Origin of the sequence: Mesorhizobium sp. NFR06 (genome assembly GCF_900115245.1) — a bacterium.
In the GTDB taxonomy this organism is placed as follows: Bacteria; Pseudomonadota; Alphaproteobacteria; order Rhizobiales; family Rhizobiaceae; genus Mesorhizobium.
Genome location: NZ_FOVT01000003.1, coordinates 15,269 through 36,812 on the forward strand (window position 1 = coordinate 15,269; position 21,544 = coordinate 36,812).

Annotated in this window: 19 protein-coding genes and 1 tRNA gene; 3 read left to right on the top strand and 17 right to left on the bottom strand. The window is 63.2% G+C overall.

Annotation, left to right across the window (positions count from 1 at the left end):
* Positions 1 to 18: 18 nt before the first annotated feature.
* Entirely contained in the window at positions 19 to 2,733 is a 2,715-nt protein-coding gene (locus tag F3H96_RS06845; RefSeq protein WP_244619928.1) for a phosphoenolpyruvate carboxylase, read from the top strand.
* Positions 2,734 to 3,121: 388 nt separating this feature from the next.
* On the top strand, positions 3,122 to 3,652 hold the full coding sequence (locus tag F3H96_RS06850; protein ID WP_149791192.1) for a hypothetical protein: 531 nt from the start codon (positions 3,122 to 3,124) through the stop codon (positions 3,650 to 3,652).
* A 106-nt stretch (positions 3,653 to 3,758) separates the two neighbouring features.
* Here the strand turns inward: F3H96_RS06850 and F3H96_RS06855 are convergent.
* Positions 3,759 to 3,843, bottom strand: a tRNA-Leu gene (locus F3H96_RS06855).
* A gap of 237 nt (positions 3,844 to 4,080) precedes the next feature.
* Here F3H96_RS06855 and lipB point away from each other — a divergent pair.
* The gene (gene lipB / locus F3H96_RS06860; RefSeq protein WP_149791193.1) at positions 4,081 to 4,824 is read left to right on the top strand and encodes a lipoyl(octanoyl) transferase LipB; all 744 of its coding nucleotides are present in this window, start codon (positions 4,081 to 4,083) and stop codon (positions 4,822 to 4,824) included.
* An 8-nt stretch (positions 4,825 to 4,832) separates the two neighbouring features.
* Here the strand turns inward: lipB and F3H96_RS30985 are convergent, their stop codons facing one another.
* From F3H96_RS30985 to nuoH, 16 genes are all read right to left on the bottom strand, one after another.
* Entirely contained in the window at positions 4,833 to 5,444 is a 612-nt protein-coding gene (locus F3H96_RS30985) for a hypothetical protein (protein WP_244619929.1), read from the bottom strand.
* Positions 5,445 to 5,449: 5 nt separating this feature from the next.
* A complete protein-coding gene (locus F3H96_RS30990) occupies positions 5,450 to 6,076 on the bottom strand; it encodes an SRPBCC family protein (RefSeq protein ID WP_244619930.1) in 627 nt (208 codons plus the stop codon).
* A 576-nt stretch (positions 6,077 to 6,652) separates the two neighbouring features.
* Entirely contained in the window at positions 6,653 to 7,336 is a 684-nt protein-coding gene (locus tag F3H96_RS06870; RefSeq protein WP_188131312.1) for an ABC transporter ATP-binding protein, read from the bottom strand.
* Positions 7,333 to 8,619, bottom strand: coding sequence for a lipoprotein-releasing ABC transporter permease subunit (locus F3H96_RS06875; RefSeq protein WP_149791195.1), 1,287 nt, complete (start codon positions 8,617 to 8,619; stop codon positions 7,333 to 7,335). The genes F3H96_RS06870 and F3H96_RS06875 overlap by 4 nt, the downstream gene beginning before the upstream one ends.
* On the bottom strand, positions 8,616 to 9,944 hold the full coding sequence (proS, locus tag F3H96_RS06880; RefSeq protein ID WP_149791196.1) for a proline--tRNA ligase: 1,329 nt from the start codon (positions 9,942 to 9,944) through the stop codon (positions 8,616 to 8,618). Before proS ends, F3H96_RS06875 begins: the two co-directional genes overlap by 4 nt.
* A 574-nt stretch (positions 9,945 to 10,518) precedes the next feature.
* Positions 10,519 to 10,803 (bottom strand): DUF1467 family protein, encoded by a 285-nt coding sequence (locus tag F3H96_RS06885; RefSeq protein WP_149791197.1) that lies wholly within the window; start codon positions 10,801 to 10,803, stop codon positions 10,519 to 10,521.
* Positions 10,800 to 11,204 (bottom strand): methylmalonyl-CoA epimerase, encoded by a 405-nt coding sequence (gene mce / locus F3H96_RS06890; RefSeq protein WP_149791198.1) that lies wholly within the window; start codon positions 11,202 to 11,204, stop codon positions 10,800 to 10,802. The genes F3H96_RS06885 and mce overlap by 4 nt, the downstream gene beginning before the upstream one ends.
* Before the next feature lie 108 nt (positions 11,205 to 11,312).
* Complete coding sequence (locus tag F3H96_RS06895) at positions 11,313 to 12,983, bottom strand: ribonuclease J (protein ID WP_149791199.1); 1,671 nt, start codon at positions 12,981 to 12,983, stop codon at positions 11,313 to 11,315.
* 96 nt (positions 12,984 to 13,079) lie between these two features.
* Positions 13,080 to 13,901 (bottom strand): biotin--[acetyl-CoA-carboxylase] ligase, encoded by an 822-nt coding sequence (locus F3H96_RS06900; protein ID WP_149791200.1) that lies wholly within the window; start codon positions 13,899 to 13,901, stop codon positions 13,080 to 13,082.
* Positions 13,902 to 13,905: 4 nt separating this feature from the next.
* Positions 13,906 to 15,342 (bottom strand): NADH-quinone oxidoreductase subunit NuoN, encoded by a 1,437-nt coding sequence (nuoN, locus tag F3H96_RS06905; RefSeq protein ID WP_149791201.1) that lies wholly within the window; start codon positions 15,340 to 15,342, stop codon positions 13,906 to 13,908.
* Positions 15,343 to 15,355: 13 nt separating this feature from the next.
* Entirely contained in the window at positions 15,356 to 16,861 is a 1,506-nt protein-coding gene (locus F3H96_RS06910; protein ID WP_149791202.1) for an NADH-quinone oxidoreductase subunit M, read from the bottom strand.
* Positions 16,861 to 18,834, bottom strand: a complete 1,974-nt coding sequence (nuoL, locus tag F3H96_RS06915; RefSeq protein ID WP_149791203.1) for an NADH-quinone oxidoreductase subunit L — start codon at positions 18,832 to 18,834, stop codon at positions 16,861 to 16,863. The genes F3H96_RS06910 and nuoL overlap by 1 nt, the downstream gene beginning before the upstream one ends.
* 11 nt (positions 18,835 to 18,845) lie before the next feature.
* Positions 18,846 to 19,154: an NADH-quinone oxidoreductase subunit NuoK gene (gene nuoK / locus F3H96_RS06920; RefSeq protein WP_149791204.1), complete on the bottom strand. Its 309-nt coding sequence runs from the start codon at positions 19,152 to 19,154 to the stop codon at positions 18,846 to 18,848.
* Position 19,155: 1 nt separating this feature from the next.
* Complete coding sequence (locus F3H96_RS06925) at positions 19,156 to 19,776, bottom strand: NADH-quinone oxidoreductase subunit J (RefSeq protein ID WP_149791205.1); 621 nt, start codon at positions 19,774 to 19,776, stop codon at positions 19,156 to 19,158.
* 231 nt (positions 19,777 to 20,007) lie between these two features.
* The gene (gene nuoI / locus F3H96_RS06930) at positions 20,008 to 20,499 is read right to left on the bottom strand and encodes an NADH-quinone oxidoreductase subunit NuoI (RefSeq protein WP_149791206.1); all 492 of its coding nucleotides are present in this window, start codon (positions 20,497 to 20,499) and stop codon (positions 20,008 to 20,010) included.
* Positions 20,499 to 21,542 carry an NADH-quinone oxidoreductase subunit NuoH gene (nuoH, locus tag F3H96_RS06935; RefSeq protein ID WP_149791207.1) on the bottom strand — a complete coding sequence of 348 codons (1,044 nt, stop codon included), beginning with the start codon at positions 21,540 to 21,542 and terminating at the stop codon, positions 20,499 to 20,501. Before nuoH ends, nuoI begins: the two co-directional genes overlap by 1 nt.
* Positions 21,543 to 21,544: the final 2 nt, after the last annotated feature.

A 21,544-nucleotide genomic window follows, 5' to 3' on the forward strand; every position in this document is an offset into this window, starting at 1 on the left:
GATTTGAGGGGGGCGCCAATGCGACAATCGATGCGGATGGGTCAGCGGTTGGAACAGAGCAGGCGCATCAAGTTTCGCGAGGACGAGCGCAGCCTTTTGTTGCGCCTGCTGCTTCAGGTCGCCAGCGCGCGCGAGCCCGAGATCGCCGCGGTTCTGAACGGACGCAGGTCGCTTGTCTCGCTTGCCGCCGAGCAGCGCATCCCAGCGCTTCAGGCGACCGGCGTATGGTTCCAGTTGCTGACAATCGCCGACGAGCTGCTTGCCATGCGGGCACGTCGCGAACTCGAGCAAGGTGCTGGTGTCGACGAGGTGCCCGGGTCCTTCGCCAGCGTGATCGCGCAGATGGCGGCGAACGGGCGCTCGGCAGAGCAAGTCCAGGCGGCGCTCGATGAGCTTTGCGTCGGCCCGACGATGACCGCGCACCCGACGGAGGCCAAACGCGTCACGGTGTTGGAGATCCACCGCCGCATCTATCGCAAGTTGACTGAGCTCGACCAGCCGCGCTGGGCGCCACGCGAGCGCGACCTTTTGGTCGCCGATCTGGAAAGCGAGATCGAGCTCCTTTGGATGACGGGCGAGCTGCGACTTGAGCGCCCGACGGTCGAAGGCGAAATCGCCTGGGGCCTGCACTTCTTTCGCGAGGTCATCTTCGAGGCGACGCCGCAGCTCTACGGCAAGCTTCAAGGCGCCTTCGAGCATCACTACCCGGGAAAGCCGATCAGAATTCCCTCTTTCATGCGCTATGCCTCGTGGATCGGCGGCGACCGCGACGGCAATCCGAACGTGACGGCCGCGGTCACCGCCCATGCCATGGCCGAATACCGCAACACCGCCATAGGTTGGTATCTGACGCAGGTGCAGCGGCTGGTGACGGTGCTCAGCGCCAGCTCGAACGTCATCGGCCTGCCGGCCAGCTTCAAACCGCTGCTGCAAAAGGCGCTCGAGAAAAGCGGACAGGCGCAGGAGATTGCCGCCCGGAACCCGGACGAGCCGCTTCGCCAGTTCGCCTCGGCCTCGCTTGCCCGGCTGGTGGCGACGCGAGACGGCGGTGCGGTGGCGTATCTTTCGGCAGAGGCGTTTCGAGCCGATCTGAACGCCTTGTCTTCAGTGCTCGACGCGATTGGAGGGCGTGCTGTCGCCAGGCGTTTCGTCCAGCCTCTGCTTTGGCAAGTGGGGAGCTTCGGCTTCCGCACGGTCTCGCTCGACATGCGCCAAAATTCCACCGTCGTCAACCGGGTGCTGGCCGAGTTGTTTGCGCTGACAAATCCGGCCGATCCGGTCGCAGCCGGCACGCCGCAATGGTCGGCGCGCATTCGCGCGGCCCTCAGCCAGGGCGAACGTCTGGAGATCGACCCAGGCCGGCTCTCGCCTGAAGCGGGTGAACTGCTTTCGACATTCGCGGTTATCCGAGAGCATATCTCCAGCGCGGATGCGGATGGTGTCGGCGCTTTCGTTCTCAGCATGACGCGCTCGGCCGACGACCTGCTTGCGGTCTATCTGCTGGCGCAATATTGCGGACTTTCGACCGGTCTTGGTAGCGACCGCACGATCAGGCTGCGGATCGTGCCGCTGTTCGAGACCATCGCCGATCTACAAGCCGCCCCCGGCATCCTGAACGGATTGCTCGACGTTTCGCTGGTGCGGCGGACGGTGCGGGATTTCGGCGCGCGCCAGGAAATCATGCTTGGCTATTCAGACTCCAACAAGGACGGCGGTTTCCTGGCCTCCAATTGGGAACTGGCAAAGGCGCAGAAGCGCCTCGCCGCCATCGGCCGCAAGCACAAGGCCGGGATCAGTTTTTTCCACGGCCGCGGCGGCTCCGTCAGCCGTGGCGGCGCGCCGACCGGCCGGGCTATCGCGGCACAGCCGCAAGGCACGGTAGCGGGAACCATGCGGGTGACCGAGCAGGGCGAGGTCGTTTCGTCGAAATTCGCCAATCGCGGCACCGGCCTCAACCAGCTCGAGATACTCGCCGCCGGCGTGCTGGCCCACAGCGCCGGATCGCCTGGCGATGCCGGGACGAGGGAAACGCCGGAATTCGACGAGGCGCTGGAAGCGCTGGCGGGCATGTCGCAGGCATCCTATGCCGCGTTGATCGCCGAGCCCGGCTTTCTCGATTATTTCAACCAGGCGAGCCCGGTCGCCGAGCTGGCGCTGCTCAAAATGGGCTCGCGGCCGGATCGCCGTTTCGGCGCCAGCGGCATTGCCGACCTGCGCGCCATTCCATGGGTGTTCGCCTGGAGCCAGAACCGTCACCTGTTGACCGGCTGGTATGGCATCGGCAGCGCGCTGAGCTCCTTCGTCACGGTGCGCGGCGAGGCCGGGCGCGACCTCCTGGCGCGCATGTTCGAGCACTCGCGCTTCTTCCGCCTGATCGTCGACGAGGCCGAGAAGACGCTTTACCAGTCCGACATGGAGATCGCGCGGCTCTACGCCGGCCTCGTGTCCGACGGCGATGCGGCTGGGCGGATCTATTCCCGCATCGCCGCCGAATACGAGTTGACGCGACGCCTGATCGGCGACCTGACGGGCGGCGATCTTTCCGCGCGCTTTCCGATGTTCAAGCGGCGTTTCGACAATCTGCGGCGACTGATGGACGACATTCACCGGCTGCAGGTCGATCTGCTGCGTGAAGTTCGGGCAAACACCGGCACGGCGGATCAGAAGCGGGCGACCGATGCCCTGCTTGTGTCGATCAACTGCATCTCGGCAGGCTTGGGCTGGACCGGGTAGCTCAGGTCCTTACCGTCGTTGTCCAAGACTGGAATCTGTAGCGTCGCACTTTCGGCTACCAGTTACTAACGCTGCGTCGTAGCGTGAGGAACAGGCGTTCTTGCGCAGCTTGACCTCAACCGCATTGACGGAAAAGCGCCTACGCATCGCGCCTTTCGGAAAATTCGCAACAACAGCGCCCTGTCCATTGCCGCTATAAATTCGCGTATATCGTGGCGGAAGAGTCGCATGTCGTTCACGATTGTAGATTGGCGCGAGACGATAGCTTCAGAGTCTCGTCTGCAGGAAGAACCAAAAAGCTCGCCCTTCTTCAAAAAAGCCATTGATCGACAATCAATACTGCGCGTCCCTGTAGAGGGACAGGAAGCATATTGGGGGAGAATTTCGCATGCTTATCAATGTCCTTATGGCAGCCGTGGCTCTTTGCCCCGCGCTGTTAGTAGTAGCAATATGGCAATTCTTTCAGATCAGAAATGAGCGTAAGATCGCTTTACAGAGTGAGGCTTTGCACGCGGAGCAGATCCATCGAATGGAGGCAAGGTACAAACCCATAATGGATATGGAAGCCGAGGTAGCTCGCCTGACCGTAGATGCAAGATTTGAGGAGAATAGGATTGCGATCTTGCGCTCCGATTACTCGGATAAGAAAACAATCTATGACCGATTGCTAAAGGAAGTGGCGGCATTCGATCACAAGCTCGCCTTCGCCGAAATGGGAGTCTACGAGCCGCACTTCGACTTCACGGACAGCGAGGAATACAAATCTGCGATCCTATCGGTTCGCGAACAGCAAAAGTCCATAATTTCGGCTGATGCCGCCGTAATCTGCACAACCAAGTGGTCCGTCGATGGAAGCGCAGCAAAGGGTCAGACGATGACCCGTCGGAACACGCAGGCGTCAGGCTCTCGAGTTCGTTGAACACGCCGAACGGTCAGCATTTCCGGATGCCATCTGAACTGGCTGAGCTCAATCGCTTGGCCAGCACTCGGCGTGCCCATTGATATCAACTATCGCAAGGGGGGAATGGTGCGGTCGAGAAGACTCGAACTTCCACGGGTTGCCCCACAGCGACCTCAACGCTGCGCGTCTACCAATTCCGCCACGACCGCACGTGGTAGGAGCCGGAACCGTCCGGCCCGGGGCCTGTAGCAAATCGTTTCCGGCGAAACAAGTGCGCCGTGCGGAATAATCGTGGGCCGCCGCCACAATGCTCCTCAGACCGGCGAGGTGGCGGCGGAACTGGACGTTTCAGCCGATTGCCGCCATATGATTGGCAAATGCATGTCGCCTAAATTGCGTAAGGCGGTTTGGAACAGCGGCATGTGTGGTCGAAGACTGAGAGTTTCATGACAGAACGCACCCAGATCGCCACGTCGTTCCTGCCCATGCCCGGTTCGGCGCCGGTCGAATGGGTGATCGAACCCGGGCTTACGTCCTATCCGGACGCGCTGGCCGTCATGGAGGCGCGCGCCGAGGCGATCCGCAGCGGCGGCGCCAACGAGATGGTCTGGCTGGTCGAGCATCCGCCGCTTTACACCGCCGGCACCAGCGCCCGCAGCGAAGACCTGATCGAGCCTGATCGCTTCCCAGTGTTCGCGGCCGGCCGTGGCGGCGAATACACCTATCATGGGCCGGGACAGCGCGTGGCCTATGTGATGCTCGACCTGAAGCGCCGGCGCGAGGACGTCCGCGCCTTCGTCGCCGCGCTCGAACAATGGATCATCGTCACGCTTGCTGCCTTCAATGTGCGCGGCGAGCGTCGCGAGGACCGCGTCGGCGTCTGGGTGGTGCGGCCGGATCGCCCTACCCTGCCGGACGGCTCGGCCGCTGAAGACAAGATCGCGGCAATAGGCATCCGGCTGCGGCGCTGGGTGAGTTTTCACGGCATCGCCATCAATGTCGAACCGGAGCTTTCCCATTTCGGCGGCATCGTGCCCTGCGGCGTCTCGGACCATGGCGTGACCAGCCTTGTCGACCTTGGCCTGCCGGTCACCATGGCCGATCTCGACCTTGCGCTGAAATCCGCTTTCGAGGACGTATTTGGCCCCGCGGCGGTGCCGGTTCCCGAACTTGCTCGAAAGGCGGGCTGAGCCCCCCACTACATCAACTGGGCGGACGCCCAGAGCATGCCGTAGCCGTGGATGGCAAACACCGCGAGCAGCGCGCCGGCCATCGCCAGCCGGTCGAAAGCTTTGATCGGCTTCAGCTCATGACGCGGCTTCACGCCGCTGCCCATGGTGATCAGGCTGAGGATCGAAAACACCGCGCCGGCTATGAGCAGGAAGCTCGGGGTGAAACCCGCCAGCCAGCCGAGAGCAAGTAGGCCCGACAGCAGCAGGAAGGACGCCAGCGCGAGCGCCGCCGGACCCGGGCATATCTGGCGCAGCACCTGACCGCCGTCGAATTTCCACACCGGCACCAGATTGGCGATGTTGAACAGCGACGCGCAGCCGGCAAGCGTGGCCAGCAGCATGGCGGCCAAGCGATGTCCTTCGCCATTGGCGAAGCCGCTGGCGGCGATCAGCACCGGCACCAGGAAAGCCGAAAAGCCGGCGCCCATCAGCGCCACGAAGGCAACCTCGAAGCGGCTGTCGTAAGGTCTGCCGCCGATGGCGATGCCGCCAAGCAGCGGAATGAAGATCATCCGCGCGCGGCGATGGCCCGTCAGCCGGAAGGCCGCCATGTGACCGAGCTCGTGCAGGGCAACCACCGAAGTCAGGATCGTGGCCAGCGCGAATCCACCGAGGTTGAGGCCGAAGAACGGCCACAGGATGAAGGCGCGGCAAAGCCGATCTGGCTCAGCGGGTGCTCGAACCAGCCGCCCTTGCGGTATTTGCCGGTTGCCGCCCAGGTCTCCAGCTTGCTCAGTTCGCGGCGCATGGCAAAGAAGCGGAAGATCAGGAACGCGACGCCGCGATAGCGATCGGTCTGAGTAAGGGTGACCCGCGTGGCATCGCCCTCGGATACGAGCTGCGCGGTCTCGCGATAGTTCGCCCAGAACGACGGATCGAGCGCCGTGTCCTCGACGACCGCCATCGAGAAGTGGCTTCCGTCCCTCACATCCTCGAACCGCGCCTTGCGTTCGATCGGCCGGCCGTCCCGGCCTTCCCAGGAGAGCCGGATCAGCGCCGTCCCCTCGCCATCCAGGGGCGCGGCGGAAAGAATTTCGCCCGACCACCCGGCATCGCTGCCGAACGGCCACAGCGCCTGCCAGAGCCGATCGCGGTCGGCCTTGATCACACGGCTGACCGTCACCGTGCACAATCCGAGCGGCACGGTCATCAAAAGAAAGATCAGTCCAAGATTGCCGGCCACGAGGGTGACCGTGACGATGACCGACACTGTCTTCGCTCCTGTCTTGAAGGAGCAGCCTAGCGGCAGCGCGGCCAAGAAAGACTTAACAACGGGTGGGCCCTTGCCCATCCCAGGTGGGCTCTTGCCGTCCCAGGGCGGGCTCTTGCCCGTCCCAGGGCGAGCCCTTGCCCGCCCGAACAACGGGCGGGCATTTGCCCGTCCCGTGCAGCGGCAAGGCCGCCTGATCACATGGCGCCGATCCAAATCGCCATGGAAACAAGGAAGGTGCTCATGCAAACCAGCGAGACGACATCCTGAACCAGATCAGACATAACTCTCTCCGTTGTTAGTATGTTCGCAGTTTGTTCTAATTTTGTTCGAATGTCAACGACTGTCGAGAACACGCCGGAACGAATCCGGGCGGTCCCTTTGGGCAGGGTTAAGGAAAGGTTGACGAGGGGTCGCTGCGTGAGCAGGCGCTGCCTTGGCGATTGGCCAGCACGCCCATCGCTTCGTCATTCCAGGGCGAAGCAAGGAGCGAAGCGACGCGCGCAGAATCCTAGGGTCTGCGCTCCGCTTCGCGGAGCTTCGCCCTAGGATAACGACGCTGGGCAGGCACGCCTCCTACAGAGGCACCACCTTGCCCTCGGCCAGCGTCACCCGCCGGTCCATGCGCGAGGCGAGCTCATGGTTGTGGGTGGCGATCAGCGCCGCAAGGCCCGACTGCCTGACCAGCGCTTCCAGCGCATCGAACACATAGGAAGCGGTGACCGGATCGAGATTGCCGGTGGGCTCGTCGGCTAGCAGCACCAGCGGCGCGTTGGCGACCGCGCGCGCGATCGCCACGCGCTGCTGCTCGCCGCCCGAAAGCTCGGCCGGCCGGTGCTGCGCGCGCTTGCCGATCTGCATATAGTCGAGCAACTGTGCCGCCCGCTCGGATGCTTCCTTGCGGCCGAGCCCCTTGATCAGCTGCGGCATCATGATGTTCTCGAGCGCCGAGAACTCCGGCAACAGATGATGGAACTGATAGACGAAGCCGACATCGTTGCGGCGGATCGCGGTCCGCTCGTCGTCGGACAGCCGGCCGCAGGCGCGGCCGGCGAGGATCACGTCGCCCGCATCGGGCCGCTCCAGCAGCCCCGCCGTGTGCAGCAGGGTGGACTTGCCGGTGCCCGACGGCGCCACCAGCGCCACCATTTCGCCGCGCCTGAGCGAAAAGTCGGCGCCGTTCAAAATGGTGAGCTTGCGCGGCCCCTGAACGTAGTGCCGCTCAACGCCCCTCAGCTCGATAATGGCCTCGGCCATCATTCGTACCTCAAGGCTTCGACGGGATCGAGCCGGGCGGCACGCCAGGCCGGGAACACCGTCGCGAGGAACGACAGGCTGAGCGCCATGATGACGACATAGGTCGTCTCGCGCGGGTCCATCTTCGCCGGCAGCTGGCTGAGGAAATAGAGCTCGGGATTGAACAGGATCCTGCCGGTCATCCAGGAGAAGAACTGGCGGATCGATTCGATGTTGAGGCAGATCACGACGCCAAGCAGCACGCCGGCGATCGTGCCGGTGACGCCGATCGCCGCCCCCGTCATCAGGAAGATGCGCAGGATCGCGCCGCGCGAGGCGCCCATCGTGCGCAGGATGGCGATGTCGTGGCCCTTGTCCTTCACCAGCATGATCAGGCCGGAAATGATGTTGAGCGCCGCTACCAGCACGATCAGCGTCAGGATCATGAACATGACGTTGCGTTCGACCTGCAGCGCCGAGAAGAAGGTCTCGTTGCGCTGGCGCCAGTCGACGAGATCGACCGGTCGCTGCGCCGCCTGCTCGACCAGCGGTTTCAGCGCGTCGACATTGTCGGGATTATCGACATAGATCTCGATGGTCTGCGCGCGCCCGTCCATGTTGAAATAAAGCTGCGCTTCGGTAAACGGCATATAGACGATCGAGCTGTCATATTCCGACATGCCGACCTCGAAGATCGCCGCCACCTTGTAGCCCTTCATGCGCGGCGTGGTGCCGAGCGGCGTGACGTCGCCGTCGGGAGAAATCAACGTGATCGTGTCGCCGAGCACCAGCCCGAGACTCTCCGCCATGCGCTTGCCGATCGCCACGCCTTCGCCGGCATCGAAACCGTCGAGCGTGCCCTGCTTGATGTTGCTGGCGACGATCGAGATCTTGCCGAGGTCCTCGCCGCGGATGCCACGCACCAAGGCGCCGGTGCCGCCGCCGACATTGCCCTGCGCCAGCACCTGGCCGTCGATCAGCGGGATTGCGTATTTGACGCCGGCGACGCCGTTGATGCGGCTCGCCACCTGGGCGTAGTCCTCCAGCGGCGAATCGAGCGGCTGCACGATGAGATGGCCGTTGACGCCGAGGATGCGGGTCAGCAGTTCGGCGCGGAAACCGTTCATCACGGCCATGACAACGATCAGCGTCGCGACGCCCAGCATGATGCCGAGGAAGGAGATCGAGGCGATGACCGAGATCACCGTCTCCTTGCGGCGCGAACGCAGGTAGCGCCACGCCACCATGCGTTCGAACCCGGAGAAAGCGCCCGCTCCCGATCTGGCCGCTGCCGCCGCCTCGCTCATGCGGCGGTACCCAGGCGCTTCTTGGCTTCGGCGATCGGCAGCGTTTCGCGCTCGCCCGACTTGCGGTTCTTGATCTCGACCTCGCCGGCCGCCACGCCGCGAGGGCCGACGATCACTTGCCACGGCAGGCCGATCAGGTCGGCGGTGGCGAACTTGCCGCCCGGCCGCTGGTCGGTGTCGTCATAGAGCACGTCCTTGCCGGCTGCGTTAAGCGCCGCATAGAGCTCGTCGCAGACGCGGTCGCATTCCGCGTCGCCAACCTTCATGTTGATCAGGCTGACGTCGAAAGGCGCCACCGCTTCCGGCCAGACGATGCCGTTCTCGTCATGGCTCGCCTCGATGATCGCCGCGACCAGCCGCGACGGACCGATGCCGTAGGAGCCGCCCGAGGCGTAGTGATCCTTGCCGTCGGGACCGGTCACCTTGGCGTTCATCGGCTTGGAATATTTCTCGCCGAAATGGAAGATATGGCCGACTTCGATGCCGCGCGCCGAGAGCCGGTCGCCTTCGGGGACCTTCGCCCAGGCCGCTTCGTCATGCATCTCGTCGGTCGCCGCATAAGGCGTCGTCCACGTCTTCACGATGTCGCCGATCTCGGCGTCGTTGGCGAAATTCGTGTTCGCGCCCGGCACGTCGAGCGACAGATAGGCGCGGTCACAGAACACCTGGCTTTCGCCGGTCTCGGCCAGGATGATGAATTCATGGCTGAGGTCGCCGCCGATCGGACCGGTGTCGGCGCGCATCGGAATGGCCTGCAGGCCCATGCGCGTGAACGTCCTGAGGTAGGACACGAACATCCGGTTGTAGGCCGCCCTGGCGCCTTCGAAATCGAGGTCGAAGGAATAGGCGTCCTTCATCAGGAACTCGCGCGAACGCATCACGCCGAAGCGCGGGCGCACCTCGTCGCGGAACTTCCACTGGATATGGTAGAGGTTGAGCGGCAGGTCCTTGTAGGATTTCACGTAGGCGCGAAAAATCTCGGTGACCATCTCTTCGTTGGTCGGACCGTAGAGCATGTCGCGATCCTGGCGGTCCTTGATGCGCAGCATCTCCTTGCCGTAGTCGTTGTAACGGCCGCTTTCGCGCCACAGGTCCGCCGACTGGATGGTCGGCATCAGGATCTCCAGCGCGCCGGCGCGGTCCTGTTCCTCGCGAATGATCCGGCAGACCTTGTCCAAAACGCGCTTGCCCAGCGGCAGCCACGAAAAGCTGCCCTGTCCCTGCTGGCGGATCATGCCGGCGCGCAGCATCAGCCGGTGCGAGACGATTTCGGCCTCGCGGGGATTTTCTTTGAGAATGGGCAGGAAGTAGCGCGACAAACGCATGGACTGGTCCGTGAATGAAGATGGCAGCGGGGAATCGGCGCAACCGAGGCTGCTTGCCCGGGCTTCATAGCCATTTCATGGCCGAATGGAAACCCGAGTGCCCCAAAGTATCGGACCCTTCCGCACCTTACCAAAAAAGGCGATTTTAGCTGCTAAATGCCGCAAATGGCTATTTGATCGATTCACAAGCAAGCCCTGCCGCACTATTGTGCAGTGCAGCACGATATTGCCTGTTTCGAGGCAAAATTCTTCGTGACATTTTCACCTGCGTTGGTCTAGTGTGCGCCGATAACCGAGAGGGCGGAGAAAAATCTGCTCTCCTACGCGGTCAAAGTCTTGGGAGGATGCGATCTAGGCGCGGTAACTCGCTGCCGCCGGACACCGGAAACGGATCGGACGCGTTTAAATTGCAAGGCCTCGTGCCTTGCATTTTTTTTGTGCAATCATCTGCTTAGCACGACCATCTGCCAAACAGCATCAGCCATGGTTAGCCGCCGAAATCGGAAGCCGGCTTCCGACCTCAACCATGGCGCGCGCGTGCTGCTCAATACTTGAGAAAACTGCGCTCAAAACGTCAGTGACTGGCATCCGGCGTGAAGTCCGGCATGATCCGCATGATGTCGTCGAAACTGAACCCCAGCCCCATCGTGAGACCATAGAGAATGCCCATAACGATCACCGTCACGATCGTCGCACGGACGAAGGCGCGCAGCATATGCGGCCCGCGGGGCGCGCTGGAAACGGTGCCAAGCGTGACATCCTGATCGTCGTCCTGCGTGCGCAGGCTGAACGGCAGAACGACGAACAGCACCAGCCACCAGGTGACGAAGAACAGCGCGGCGAACAAAATCCAGTTCATGCCTGCTCCAGTTCGACGAGCGTGCCGAAGAAATCCTTGGGATGCAAAAACAGCACCGGCTTGCCATGCGCGCCCGTCCTGGGGTTGCCGTCGCCCAGCACGCGCGCGCCGCTTGCCTTCAAACGGTCGCGGGCAGCCAGGATATCGTCGACCTCGTAGCAGACATGATGCATGCCGCCCGAAGGATTCTTCTCCAGGAACGCCGCGATCGGCGAGGCATCGCCCAGCGGCTCCAGCAACTCGATCTTGGTGTTGCCGACATCGACGAACACCACGCTCACGCCATGCTCCGGCAGCGCCTGCGGCTCGCTCAATCGCGCGCCGAGCGTATCGCGGTAGGCGGCCGTTGCCGCGGCCAGATCGGGCACGGCAAGCGCGACATGATTCAAGCGTCCAAGCATTGGCGGTTTTCCTCAGGCAGTAGGCAGAAGGCAAGAAGCAAATCTGGCGAACTAAAAAAGCAATCGCCTTTCCTATTGCCTACTGCCTAATCCCTACAGCCTACTCCTTCATCTCGTCACAAACACCGTCACCAGCGGCTTCTTGCCCCAGGCTTCGTTGGCTGCGCCGCGCACGGCCCGGCGCACGGCTTCCTGCACCAGATCGAGGTCCTTTCGGCGCTGCCGCGGGATGGAGTCCACCGCGCCGACTGCCGCATCGAGCATCAGGTCCTCCAGCGTCTCGCCGCGGGCGTCGGCCTCGGCAACGCCGATCGCCACCAGATCGGGGTCGCCGGCCAGCTCGTATTTGTCGTCGAGCACGACATTGACCGCGACATGGCCGGCGAAGGACAGCTTGCGGCGGTCGCGTATGCCCATCGCCTGGTCGGTGCCGATCAGCAGGCCGTCCTTGTAGACCCGGCCGAACGGCACCTGGTCGATGATCGTCGCCGGGCCTGGCCAGAGTCTGAGCATATCGCCGTCGCGCACCTGCGCCACCTGGCCGATGCCCGACATCGACATCAGCGAACCCTGCGCCACCAGATGCGCCGCCTCGCCATGCACGGGAACGCCGATCTGCGGCCGCACCCATTCATACATCTTGCGCAATTCGCTGCGGCGCGGATGGCCGGAGACATGCACCAGCGCGTCGCCGTCCTCGATGATCTTCATGCCGAGGTCGATCAGCCGGTTCTTGATCTCCAGGATCGCCTTCTCATTGCCGGGAATGGTGCGCGAGGAGAACACCACCGTGTCGCCGGCCGTCAGCGCCACCGACTTCATCTCGTCGCGCGACATCTTTGCAAGCGCGGCCAGCGGCTCGCCCTGGCTGCCCGTGCAGATGACCACCAGGTTCTCGCGCGGGATATAGCCATAATCTTCCTCGGAGATGAACTCCGGAAGGCCGTCCATGTAGCCGAGCTCGCCCGCGACATCGATGACGCGCTTCAGCGAGCGGCCGAGCACCAGGCATTGCCGGCCGGCATCGCGCGCCGCCCTGGCGATCGAGACGATGCGCCCGACATTGGAGGAGAAGGTGGTGACCGCGACACGGCCCTTGGCGCTTTCGATGACGCCCTTGAGGCCCTCGCCGACCGCCACTTCCGACGGCGACTCCCCTTCCCTCAGCGCATTGGTGGAATCGCAGATCAGCGCCAGCACGCCCTTGTCGCCATAGGCGCGAAAACGCGCCTCGTCGGTTTTCGGGCCGATCGTCGGCGCCGGGTCGATCTTCCAGTCGCCGGTGTGGATCACGGTGCCGGCCGGCGTGGTGATCGCCAGCGACATCGGCTCGGGGATCGAATGCGCAACCGGGATCGCCTCGATCTCGAAAGGTCCGATGGTAAACTTTTCGCCGGCTCGATAAATCACTGCCGGAATCTTCGGGGCGTTCTGCTCGCCCTGCCGCTTGGCTTCCAGCAGGCCGGCGGTGAACGGCGTCATCCAGACCGGCGCCTTCAGCCTCGGCCAGATGTCGAGCAGCGCGCCGTAATGGTCCTCATGCGCGTGGGTGATGACGATGCCGCGCAGGCGGTCGAGGTTCTCCTCGATGAAGCGCGTATCGGGCAGGATGAGATCGACGCCTGGATGTGCCGAGTCCGGGAAGGTGACGCCGACATCGACCACGATCCACTCGCGCGCGTCAGCCGGCCCGTAGCCGTAGAGGGCGAAGTTCATGCCGATCTCGCCGACGCCGCCCAGCGGTGCGAAAACGAGTTCGGCGTTTTCCTTATTCGCCATGAATTCTTTCCTTCCTGGCCGCTTCGGCCAAGCCAATCGAGCAATTCCAGGAAAGGTGTCTAACGTTTTTCCATCGGGAATTGCGCAAAAACAAAACTAGACCCGCGCCGAGGCGACGGCGCCGAAATGCACGTCGCCGGCCGCGATCGTCAGAACCGATCCGTCATCGTCGCGGATCACGAAACGGCAGTCCTCGTCAATGGTTTCGAAGACGCCGCGCACGACATTGCCGTCAATTCTGACAGCAACCTCACCGCCAAGGCCTGCCGCGCGGCCAAGCCACCTGTTTCTGATGGCATTGAGCCCGCGTCCCTCATCCCACAGCCTGGCATTCTGGCTCCAGGCGTCCGACAGCGCCAGGAACAGGGTTTCGGCATCGCAATCGGCGCCCAGCGCCTGCAGCGACGTCGCCGGATAAGGCAAATCCGGCGGATAGGCCACGACATTGACGCCGATGCCGACGGCAACCGCGAAACGGCCACCTTCCAGCATGGTCGATTCAAGCAATATGCCGGCAAGCTTGGCGCCCGCGGCCAGCACATCGTTCGGCCATTTCAGCTCGAAACGGTTGCGGCCCTGGCTGGCGCCATCGACGGCGACGGCGATCCGACCCTTCGGCACGACGGCGTCGAGCGCATCGGCGAGCGCAAGGCCGGCGACAAAGCCAAGCGTCGCTGCAAGCCTTAGCTCGCCACCGGGCACCAGCAGCAGCGTCGCCGCCAGATTGCCTTCGGGCGTCGCCCAGACGCGGCCGCGCCGGCCGCGGCCGCTATCCTGCCTTTTGGTGACGACCCACAGCTTGCCGGGATCGCCGGCGCGCGCATGGTCCAGCGCCAAGCTGTTGGTGGAACCGACGCTGTCATGCGCCTCGAGCCGGAACCCCTCCGACGCCGCGGTTGGAGCCAGCCGAAATGCCATCCCGTTAGAAGAATGTCTTCGCGGCGGCTTCGGCATAGCTGCCGATCGGCCCGCCGATCAGCACATAGAACAGCACGAAGGCGCCGCTGACGCCGAGCACGAGGCGCAGCTCGCTGGCCATCGGCACGAAGCCGCCGACCGGCTCGTCGAACCACATGATCTTGATGATGCGCAGGTAATAATAGGCGCCCACCACCGAGGCCAGCACGCCGATGATCGCCAGGGCGTAGAGATGCGCGTTGATGGCGGCCAGGAACACGTACCACTTCCCCCAGAACCCGGCGAGCGGCGGAATGCCGGCCAGCGAGAACATCAGGATTGTCAGGATGGTGGCCATGATCGGATTGGTCGAGGCGAGGCCGGCAAGATCGCTGATCTGCTCGACATTGCCCTCCTTGCGCCGCATGGCGAGGATGAAGGCGAAGGTACCGAGCGTCATCACCAGATAGATCAGCATGTAGATGGCGACGCCGCGCACGCCGGCCTGGCTGTTGGCGGCGAGGCCGACCAGCGCGTAGCCCATATGGCCGATCGAGGAATAGGCCATCAGGCGCTTGATGTTGGTCTGGCCGATGGCCGCGAAGGCCCCGAGCGCCATCGAGGCGATCGAAATGAAGACGACGATCTGCTGCCAGTCCGCCGCGATCGGCCTGAACGCGCCCATGGTGACCCGCACGATCAGCGCCATCGCCGCCATCTTCGGCGCTGCCGCCAGGAAGGCGGTGATCGGCGTCGGCGCGCCTTCATAGACGTCCGGGGTCCACATGTGGAACGGCACGGCCGAGATCTTGAAGGCCAGGCCGGCAAGCACGAACACCAGGCCGAAGACGAGGCCGAGCTGGCGCTCGCCGCCGCCCAGCGCCGTCGCGATCTCCTGGAAGCCGGTGTTGCCGGTGTAGCCGTAGACGAGGCTGATGCCGTAGAGCAGCATGCCCGACGACAACGCGCCGAGGACGAAATACTTCAGTCCCGCCTCGGTCGAGCGCAGATTGTCGCGGTTGATCGCCGCCAGCACATAGATCGCCAGCGACTGCAGTTCGAGCCCGAGATAGAGCCCGATCATGCCGTTGGCCGAGATCATCAAAAGCATGCCGAGCGTGCAGAGCACGATCAGCACCGGATATTCGAACTTGTCGAAATGCTCCTGCCTGGCGAAGCGCATCGACATAACGAGCGTCACCGCCGAACCGATCAACGCCAGCATCTTCATGAAGCGGCTGAAGGAATCCTGGACGAAGGCGCTGCCATAGGCGGCCCCCTCTCCGCTCGAGAGGGCCAGCCACAGGCCCGCGACGACAAGCACCGCGACCGCGAGCCCGGTCACCGTCATCGTGTTGTTGGTGCGCGAATAGGCTCCGATCATCAGGAGCACGAGCGCGCCGGCGGCGAGGATCAGTTCCGGCGTCGAGAGTGAAAGGCTGGAGAGAAGGTCCGGCGTCATGGTTTATCCCCAGTCAGTTCGCCGCCGCGGTCTGCGCGGAATTGATGGATGCGGTGACGTTGGTGACGAGCGCCTTGACCGATTGGGCCGTCGCGTCGAACACCGGCGCCGGGTAGACGCCGAAGAAGATGACCAGCACCACCAGCGGATAGATGATCGCCTTCTCGCGCGTCGACAGGTCGAGCAGGTTCTTCAGGCTGTCCTTGGTCAGCGCGCCGAAGATCACCCGGCGATAGAGCCAGAGCGCGTAAGCCGCCGACAGGATGACGCCGGTGGCGGCAAAGAAGGCCACCCAGGTGTTCACCCGGAACACGCCGAGCATGGTCAGGAACTCGCCGACGAAGCCGCTGGTGCCCGGGAGCCCGACATTGGCCATGGTGAAGATCATGAACACGGCGGCGTATTTCGGCATGTTGTTGACCAAGCCGCCATAGGCGTCGATCTCACGCGTGTGCATGCGGTCGTAGATGACGCCCACGCATAGGAACAGCGCGCCCGAAACCAGGCCGTGACTGAGCATCTGGAAGATCGCGCCCTGCACACCCTCCTGGTTCATCGCGAAAATGCCCATGGTGACGAAGCCCATATGGGCGACCGACGAATAGGCGATCAGCTTCTTCATGTCCTCCTGCATCAGCGCCACCAGCGAGGTGTAGATGATGGCGACGACCGACAGCGTGAAGATCAGCGGCGCAAACATCGCCGACGCTTCCGGGAACATCGGCAGCGAGAAGCGCAGGAAACCGTACCCGCCCATCTTCAAGAGGATGGCGGCCAGGATGACTGAGCCCGCCGTCGGCGCCTCGACATGCGCATCGGGCAGCCAGGTGTGCACCGGCCACATCGGCATCTTCACCGCAAAGGAGGCGAAGAAGGCGAGCCACAGCCAGGTCTGCATGTTGGCGGGGAAGTGATGCGTCAGCAGCGTGGTGATGTCGGTGGTGCCAGACTGGAAGAACATCGCCATGATGGCGAGCAGCATCAGCACCGAGCCGGCCAGCGTATAGAGGAAGAACTTGAACGAGGCATAGACGCGCCGCTTGCCGCCCCAGACGCCGATGATGATGAACATCGGGATCAGGCCCGCCTCGAAGAAGACGTAGAACAAAACGATGTCGAGCGCGCAGAACACGCCGATCATCAGCGTCTCGAGGATCAGGAAGGCGATCATATAGGCCTTGACCCGCTTCGAGATCGCGTCCCACGAGGCCAGGATGCAGAGCGGCATCAGGAAGGTGGTCAGGATGACGAACAGCATCGAGATGCCGTCGACGCCCATGTGGTAGGAAATGCCCGAATCCAGCCAGGCGTGTTTCTCCACGAACTGAAAGCCGGACTGCGAATTGTCAAAGCCCTTCCAGATGAACAGCGACACCACGAAAGTGAACGCCGTCGTGATGAAGGCGATCGAGCGGATGTTGCGGCGCGCGTTTTCGCTGTCGTCGCTGATCGGCAAAATGAGCAGAACACCAACCAGCGGCAGGAAGGTGACCAGCGAGAGGATTGGCCAGTCGGTCATCAGAGCATCATCCAGGTGACGAGAGCGGCCACGCCGATCAGCATGGCGAAGGCATAGTGGTAGAGATAGCCGGTCTGCAGCTTGACGACCCGGTTGGTGACGTCGACGACGCGCGCCGAAACGCCGTCGGGACCAAGCCCGTCGATGACGGCGCCGTCACCGGTCTTCCACAGGAACCTGCCGAGGCGTTTTGCGGGCCGCACGAACAGGAAATCGTACAGCTCGTCGAAGTACCACTTGTTGAGCAGGAAGCCGTAGAGCAGGCGATGATTGGCGGCGACGCTTCGCGGCAGTTCCGGCGAGCGGATGTAGAACTTCCAGGCGACCGCCAGGCCGATCAGCATGGCGACGAACGGCGCCAGTTCCACCCAAAGCGGCAACTCGTGGATCTCATGCAGGATGTGGTTGTCCGGCAGCGTGAACAGCGATGCCTTCCAGAATTCGGCATAGCCCTCGCCGATGAAGGCGCCGTGGAAGATGATGCCCGCAAACAGCGCGCCTGCGGCCAGCACATAAAGCGGCACCAGCATCACCGGCGGCGATTCGTGGACGTGATGCATGACCTCGTGGCTGGCACGTGGCTCGCCGTGGAAGGTCATGAAAATCAGCCGCCAGGAATAGAAGCTGGTGAAGCAGGCGGCGACCACGAGCAGGATGAAGGCGAAAGCCGCGACCGCGTTGTGGCTGGCAAACGAGGTCTCGATGATGGCGTCCTTGGAGAAGAAGCCGGCGGTGCCGATCACCGTAGCCGGAATGCCGACGCCGGTCAGCGCCAGCGTGCCGATCACCATCATCCAGTAGGTGGCGGGGATGAGCTTCCCCAGGCCGCCCATCTTGCGCATGTCCTGCTCGTCGGAGACGGCGTGGATGACCGAGCCCGAACCGAGGAACAGCAGCGCCTTGAAGAAAGCATGCGTGAACAGATGGAAGATCGCCGCGCCATAGGCGCCGACGCCGAGCGCGACGAACATGTAGCCGAGCTGCGAGCAGGTCGAATAGGCGATGACGCGCTTGATGTCGTTCTGGACGAGGCCGACGGTCGCCGCGAAGAAGGCGGTGAAGGCGCCGATGAAAGTGACGACGGTCAGCGCCGAATGCGACAGCTCGAACAGCGGCGAGAGCCTGGCCAGCATGAACACGCCGGCCGTCACCATGGTCGCGGCATGGATCAGTGCCGAGACGGGCGTCGGGCCCTCCATGGCGTCCGGCAGCCAGGTGTGCAGCGGCACCTGCGCCGACTTGCCCATGGCGCCCATGAAGAGCAGCAGGCAGACCACCGTCAGCGCCGACTGCTTGTCGAGCGCGTGGCCGAGGAAAGTGAGCACGCCGGCGCCCGCCGGTGCGCCCTCGGCCGGCAGGAACGATGCCGCATTGGCAAACACGGTGCTCAGATTGACCGAGCCGAACAGCACGAACACGCCGAAGATGCCGAGCGCGAAGCCGAAGTCGCCGACGCGGTTGACGACGAAAGCCTTGATCGCTGCCGCATTGGCCGACGGCTTCTTGTACCAGAAGCCGATCAGCAGGTAGGAGGCGAGACCGACGCCTTCCCAGCCGAAGAACATCTGGACGAGATTGTCGGCCGTCACCAGCATCAGCATGGCGAAGGTGAACAGCGACAGATAGGCGAAGAAGCGCGGCCGGTCCGGATCGTGGTGCATATAGCCGATCGAATAGATGTGAACCAGCGACGACACGGTGTTGACGACGACCAGCATCACCACCGTCAGCGTGTCGATCCTCAGCGCCCAGGCGGCGTCGATGCCGCCCGACTGGATCCAGCGCAGCACCGGCACGGTGAACACCTCGCCATGGCCGAAGCCGACGGTGAAGAAGGCGATCCAGGACAGCACCGCCGCGACCACCAGGAAGCCGGAGGTGATGTATTCGGAGGCCTTGGCGCCGAGCGAATTGCCGAACAGGCCGACAATCAGGAAGCCAAGCAGCGGAAGGAAGACGATAGCCTGATACATGGTGGTTCCCGTCAACCCTTCATCGAGCTCACGTCTTCGACCGCGATCGAACCGCGGTTGCGGAAGAAGACGACAAGAATGGCAAGACCGATCGCCGCCTCGGCGGCCGCGACCGTCAGTACGAACAGGGCGAAAACCTGTCCGACGAGGTCATGCAGCGCGGCCGAGAAAGCGACGAAGTTGATGTTGACCGCAAGCAGGATGAGCTCGATCGACATCAGGATGACGATGATGTTGCGGCGGTTCAGGAAAATGCCGAACACGCCGAGCGTGAACAGGATCGCCGATACCGTCAGATAATGTGCAATGCCGACGACCATCTCAGATGCCCTCGCCCGATTTGACCTTGCGGATTTCCATGCCTGTCGCCGGCGTGCGGCCGACCTGGGCGGCGATCGACTGCCGCTTGACGCCCTCCTTGTGGCGCAGCGTCAGCACGATGGCGCCGATCATGGCGACCAGCAGCACCAGGCCGGCGATCTGGAAGTAGTAGAGGTAGTCCGTATAGAGGATGTCGCCGAGCGCGGCCGTGTTGGAACGCGTGGCGAGATCCGGCGTCGCCTGCGCAACCGTCGAGGCAAGCTGCGGCGCGAATGTGTAGCCGCCGAGCACGACGATCAGCTCCGCCGCCAGGATCAGCCCGACCATCGCGCCGATCGGCGCATATTGCAGCGCGCCCTGTTTCATCTCCGCGAAGTCGACGTCGAGCATCATGACGACGAACAGGAACAGCACCATCACCGCACCGACATAGACGACAAGCAGGATCATCGCCAGGAACTCGGCGCCCGTCAGCATGAACAGGCCCGCGGCGTTGAAGAAGGTGAGGATCAGGAACAGCACGGAATGCACGGGGTTGCGCGACGAAATGACCATGAAGGCCGACGCCACGGCGATAAAGGCGAAGAGGTAGAAGAAGGCCGCCTCTAGTCCACTCAGCATGGGTTCCCCCGGGTTCCTGTCCGGACATGGCTGATTGCCCTGTCCGATGTTCGCCGCCGCCTCCGGCTGGCAAAGTTGCGTGTTCCTAGCGCATGTTCCGATCGGGTTCAAAGACCCGATCGAAAGAAACATGCGCCACTCTTTCATTCCGAAGGGTGATCTTGTCCGAAAGTCTGCAACGTTTCGGGATCATCCTCTGGACGAGGCCCCTCCTCGTCCATGCGTCAAATGTCAGCGATAGGGCGCGTCGAGCGCGATGTTACGCGCCAGCTCCCGCTCCCAGCGATCGCCATTCGCGAGCAGCTTTTCCTTGTTGTAGTAAAGCTCCTCGCGCGTTTCGGTCGCGAATTCGAAATTCGGTCCTTCGACGATCGCGTCGACCGGGCAGGCTTCCTGGCAGAAGCCGCAATAGATGCACTTCACCATGTCGATGTCGTAGCGCACGGTGCGGCGCGTGCCGTCGTTGCGGCGCGGGCCGGCCTCGATGGTGATCGCCTGCGCCGGGCAGATCGCCTCGCAGAGCTTGCAGGCGATGCAGCGTTCCTCGCCGTTCGGATAGCGGCGCAGTGCGTGCTCGCCGCGGAAGCGCGGGCTGGTCGGCCCCTTCTCGTGCGGGTAGTTGATCGTCTCCTTCGGCGCGAAGAACTGGCGCATCGACAGGAAGAAGGCGCTGACGAAATCCTTCAGCAACAGCGCCTTTGCGGCTTGGCCAAGAGCGGACATCACGCAAACCCCGTGATCTTGAGGAAGGCCGCGGTGGCCACGACCATGAACAGCGAGATCGGCAGGAAGACTTTCCAGCCCAGCCGCATCAGTTGGTCGTAGCGGTAGCGCGGCACGAAGGCCTTCACCATCGAGAACATGAAGAAGACCAGGCAGACCTTGAGGACGAACCAGATCAGCCCCGGCACCCAGGTGAAGGGCGCGAAGTTGAACGGGGGCAGCCAGCCGCCGAGGAACAGGATGGTGGCTAGCGCGCACATCAGCACGACGGCGACATACTCGCCCAGGAAGAAGAGCAGGAACGGCGTCGACGAATATTCGACCATGTGACCGGCGACCAGCTCCGATTCGGCTTCCACCAGATCGAAGGGCGGACGGTTCGTCTCGGCCAGCGCCGAGATGAAGAACACGATGAACATCGGGAACAGCGACAACCAGTGCCAGTCGAGGAAGGTGTTGGGCAGGCCGAGCCGGGTTCCCAGCCCATCCTGCTGCGACAGCACGATGTCGGAGAGGTTGAGCGAGCCGACGGTGAGCAGCACGGTGACGATGACGAAGCCGATCGAGACTTCGTAGGACACCATCTGCGCGGCCGAGCGCAATGCGCCGAGGAACGGATATTTCGAGTTGGACGCCCAGCCGCCCATGATCACGCCGTAGACCTCGAGCGAAGAGATGGCGAAGACATAGAGGATGCCGACATTGATGTTGGCGATCGCCCAGCCCTCATTGACCGGAATGACGGCCCAGGCCGAGATCGCCAGCACCGCCGACACCAGCGGCGCCAAAAGGAAGACGCCCTTGTTGGCGCCGGACGGGATCACCGGTTCCTTGAAGACGAATTTCAACAGGTCGGCGAAGGCCTGCAGCGTGCCCCAGGGGCCGACGACGTTCGGGCCGCGGCGCAGTTGCACCGCCGCCCAGATCTTGCGGTCGGCATAGAGCACGTAGGCGACGAACACCAGCAGGACGACGATCAGCACGACCGACTTCAGGAGGATCAGCAGCGCCGGCAGCACGTAGAAGGAGAAGAAGGTGTCCATGC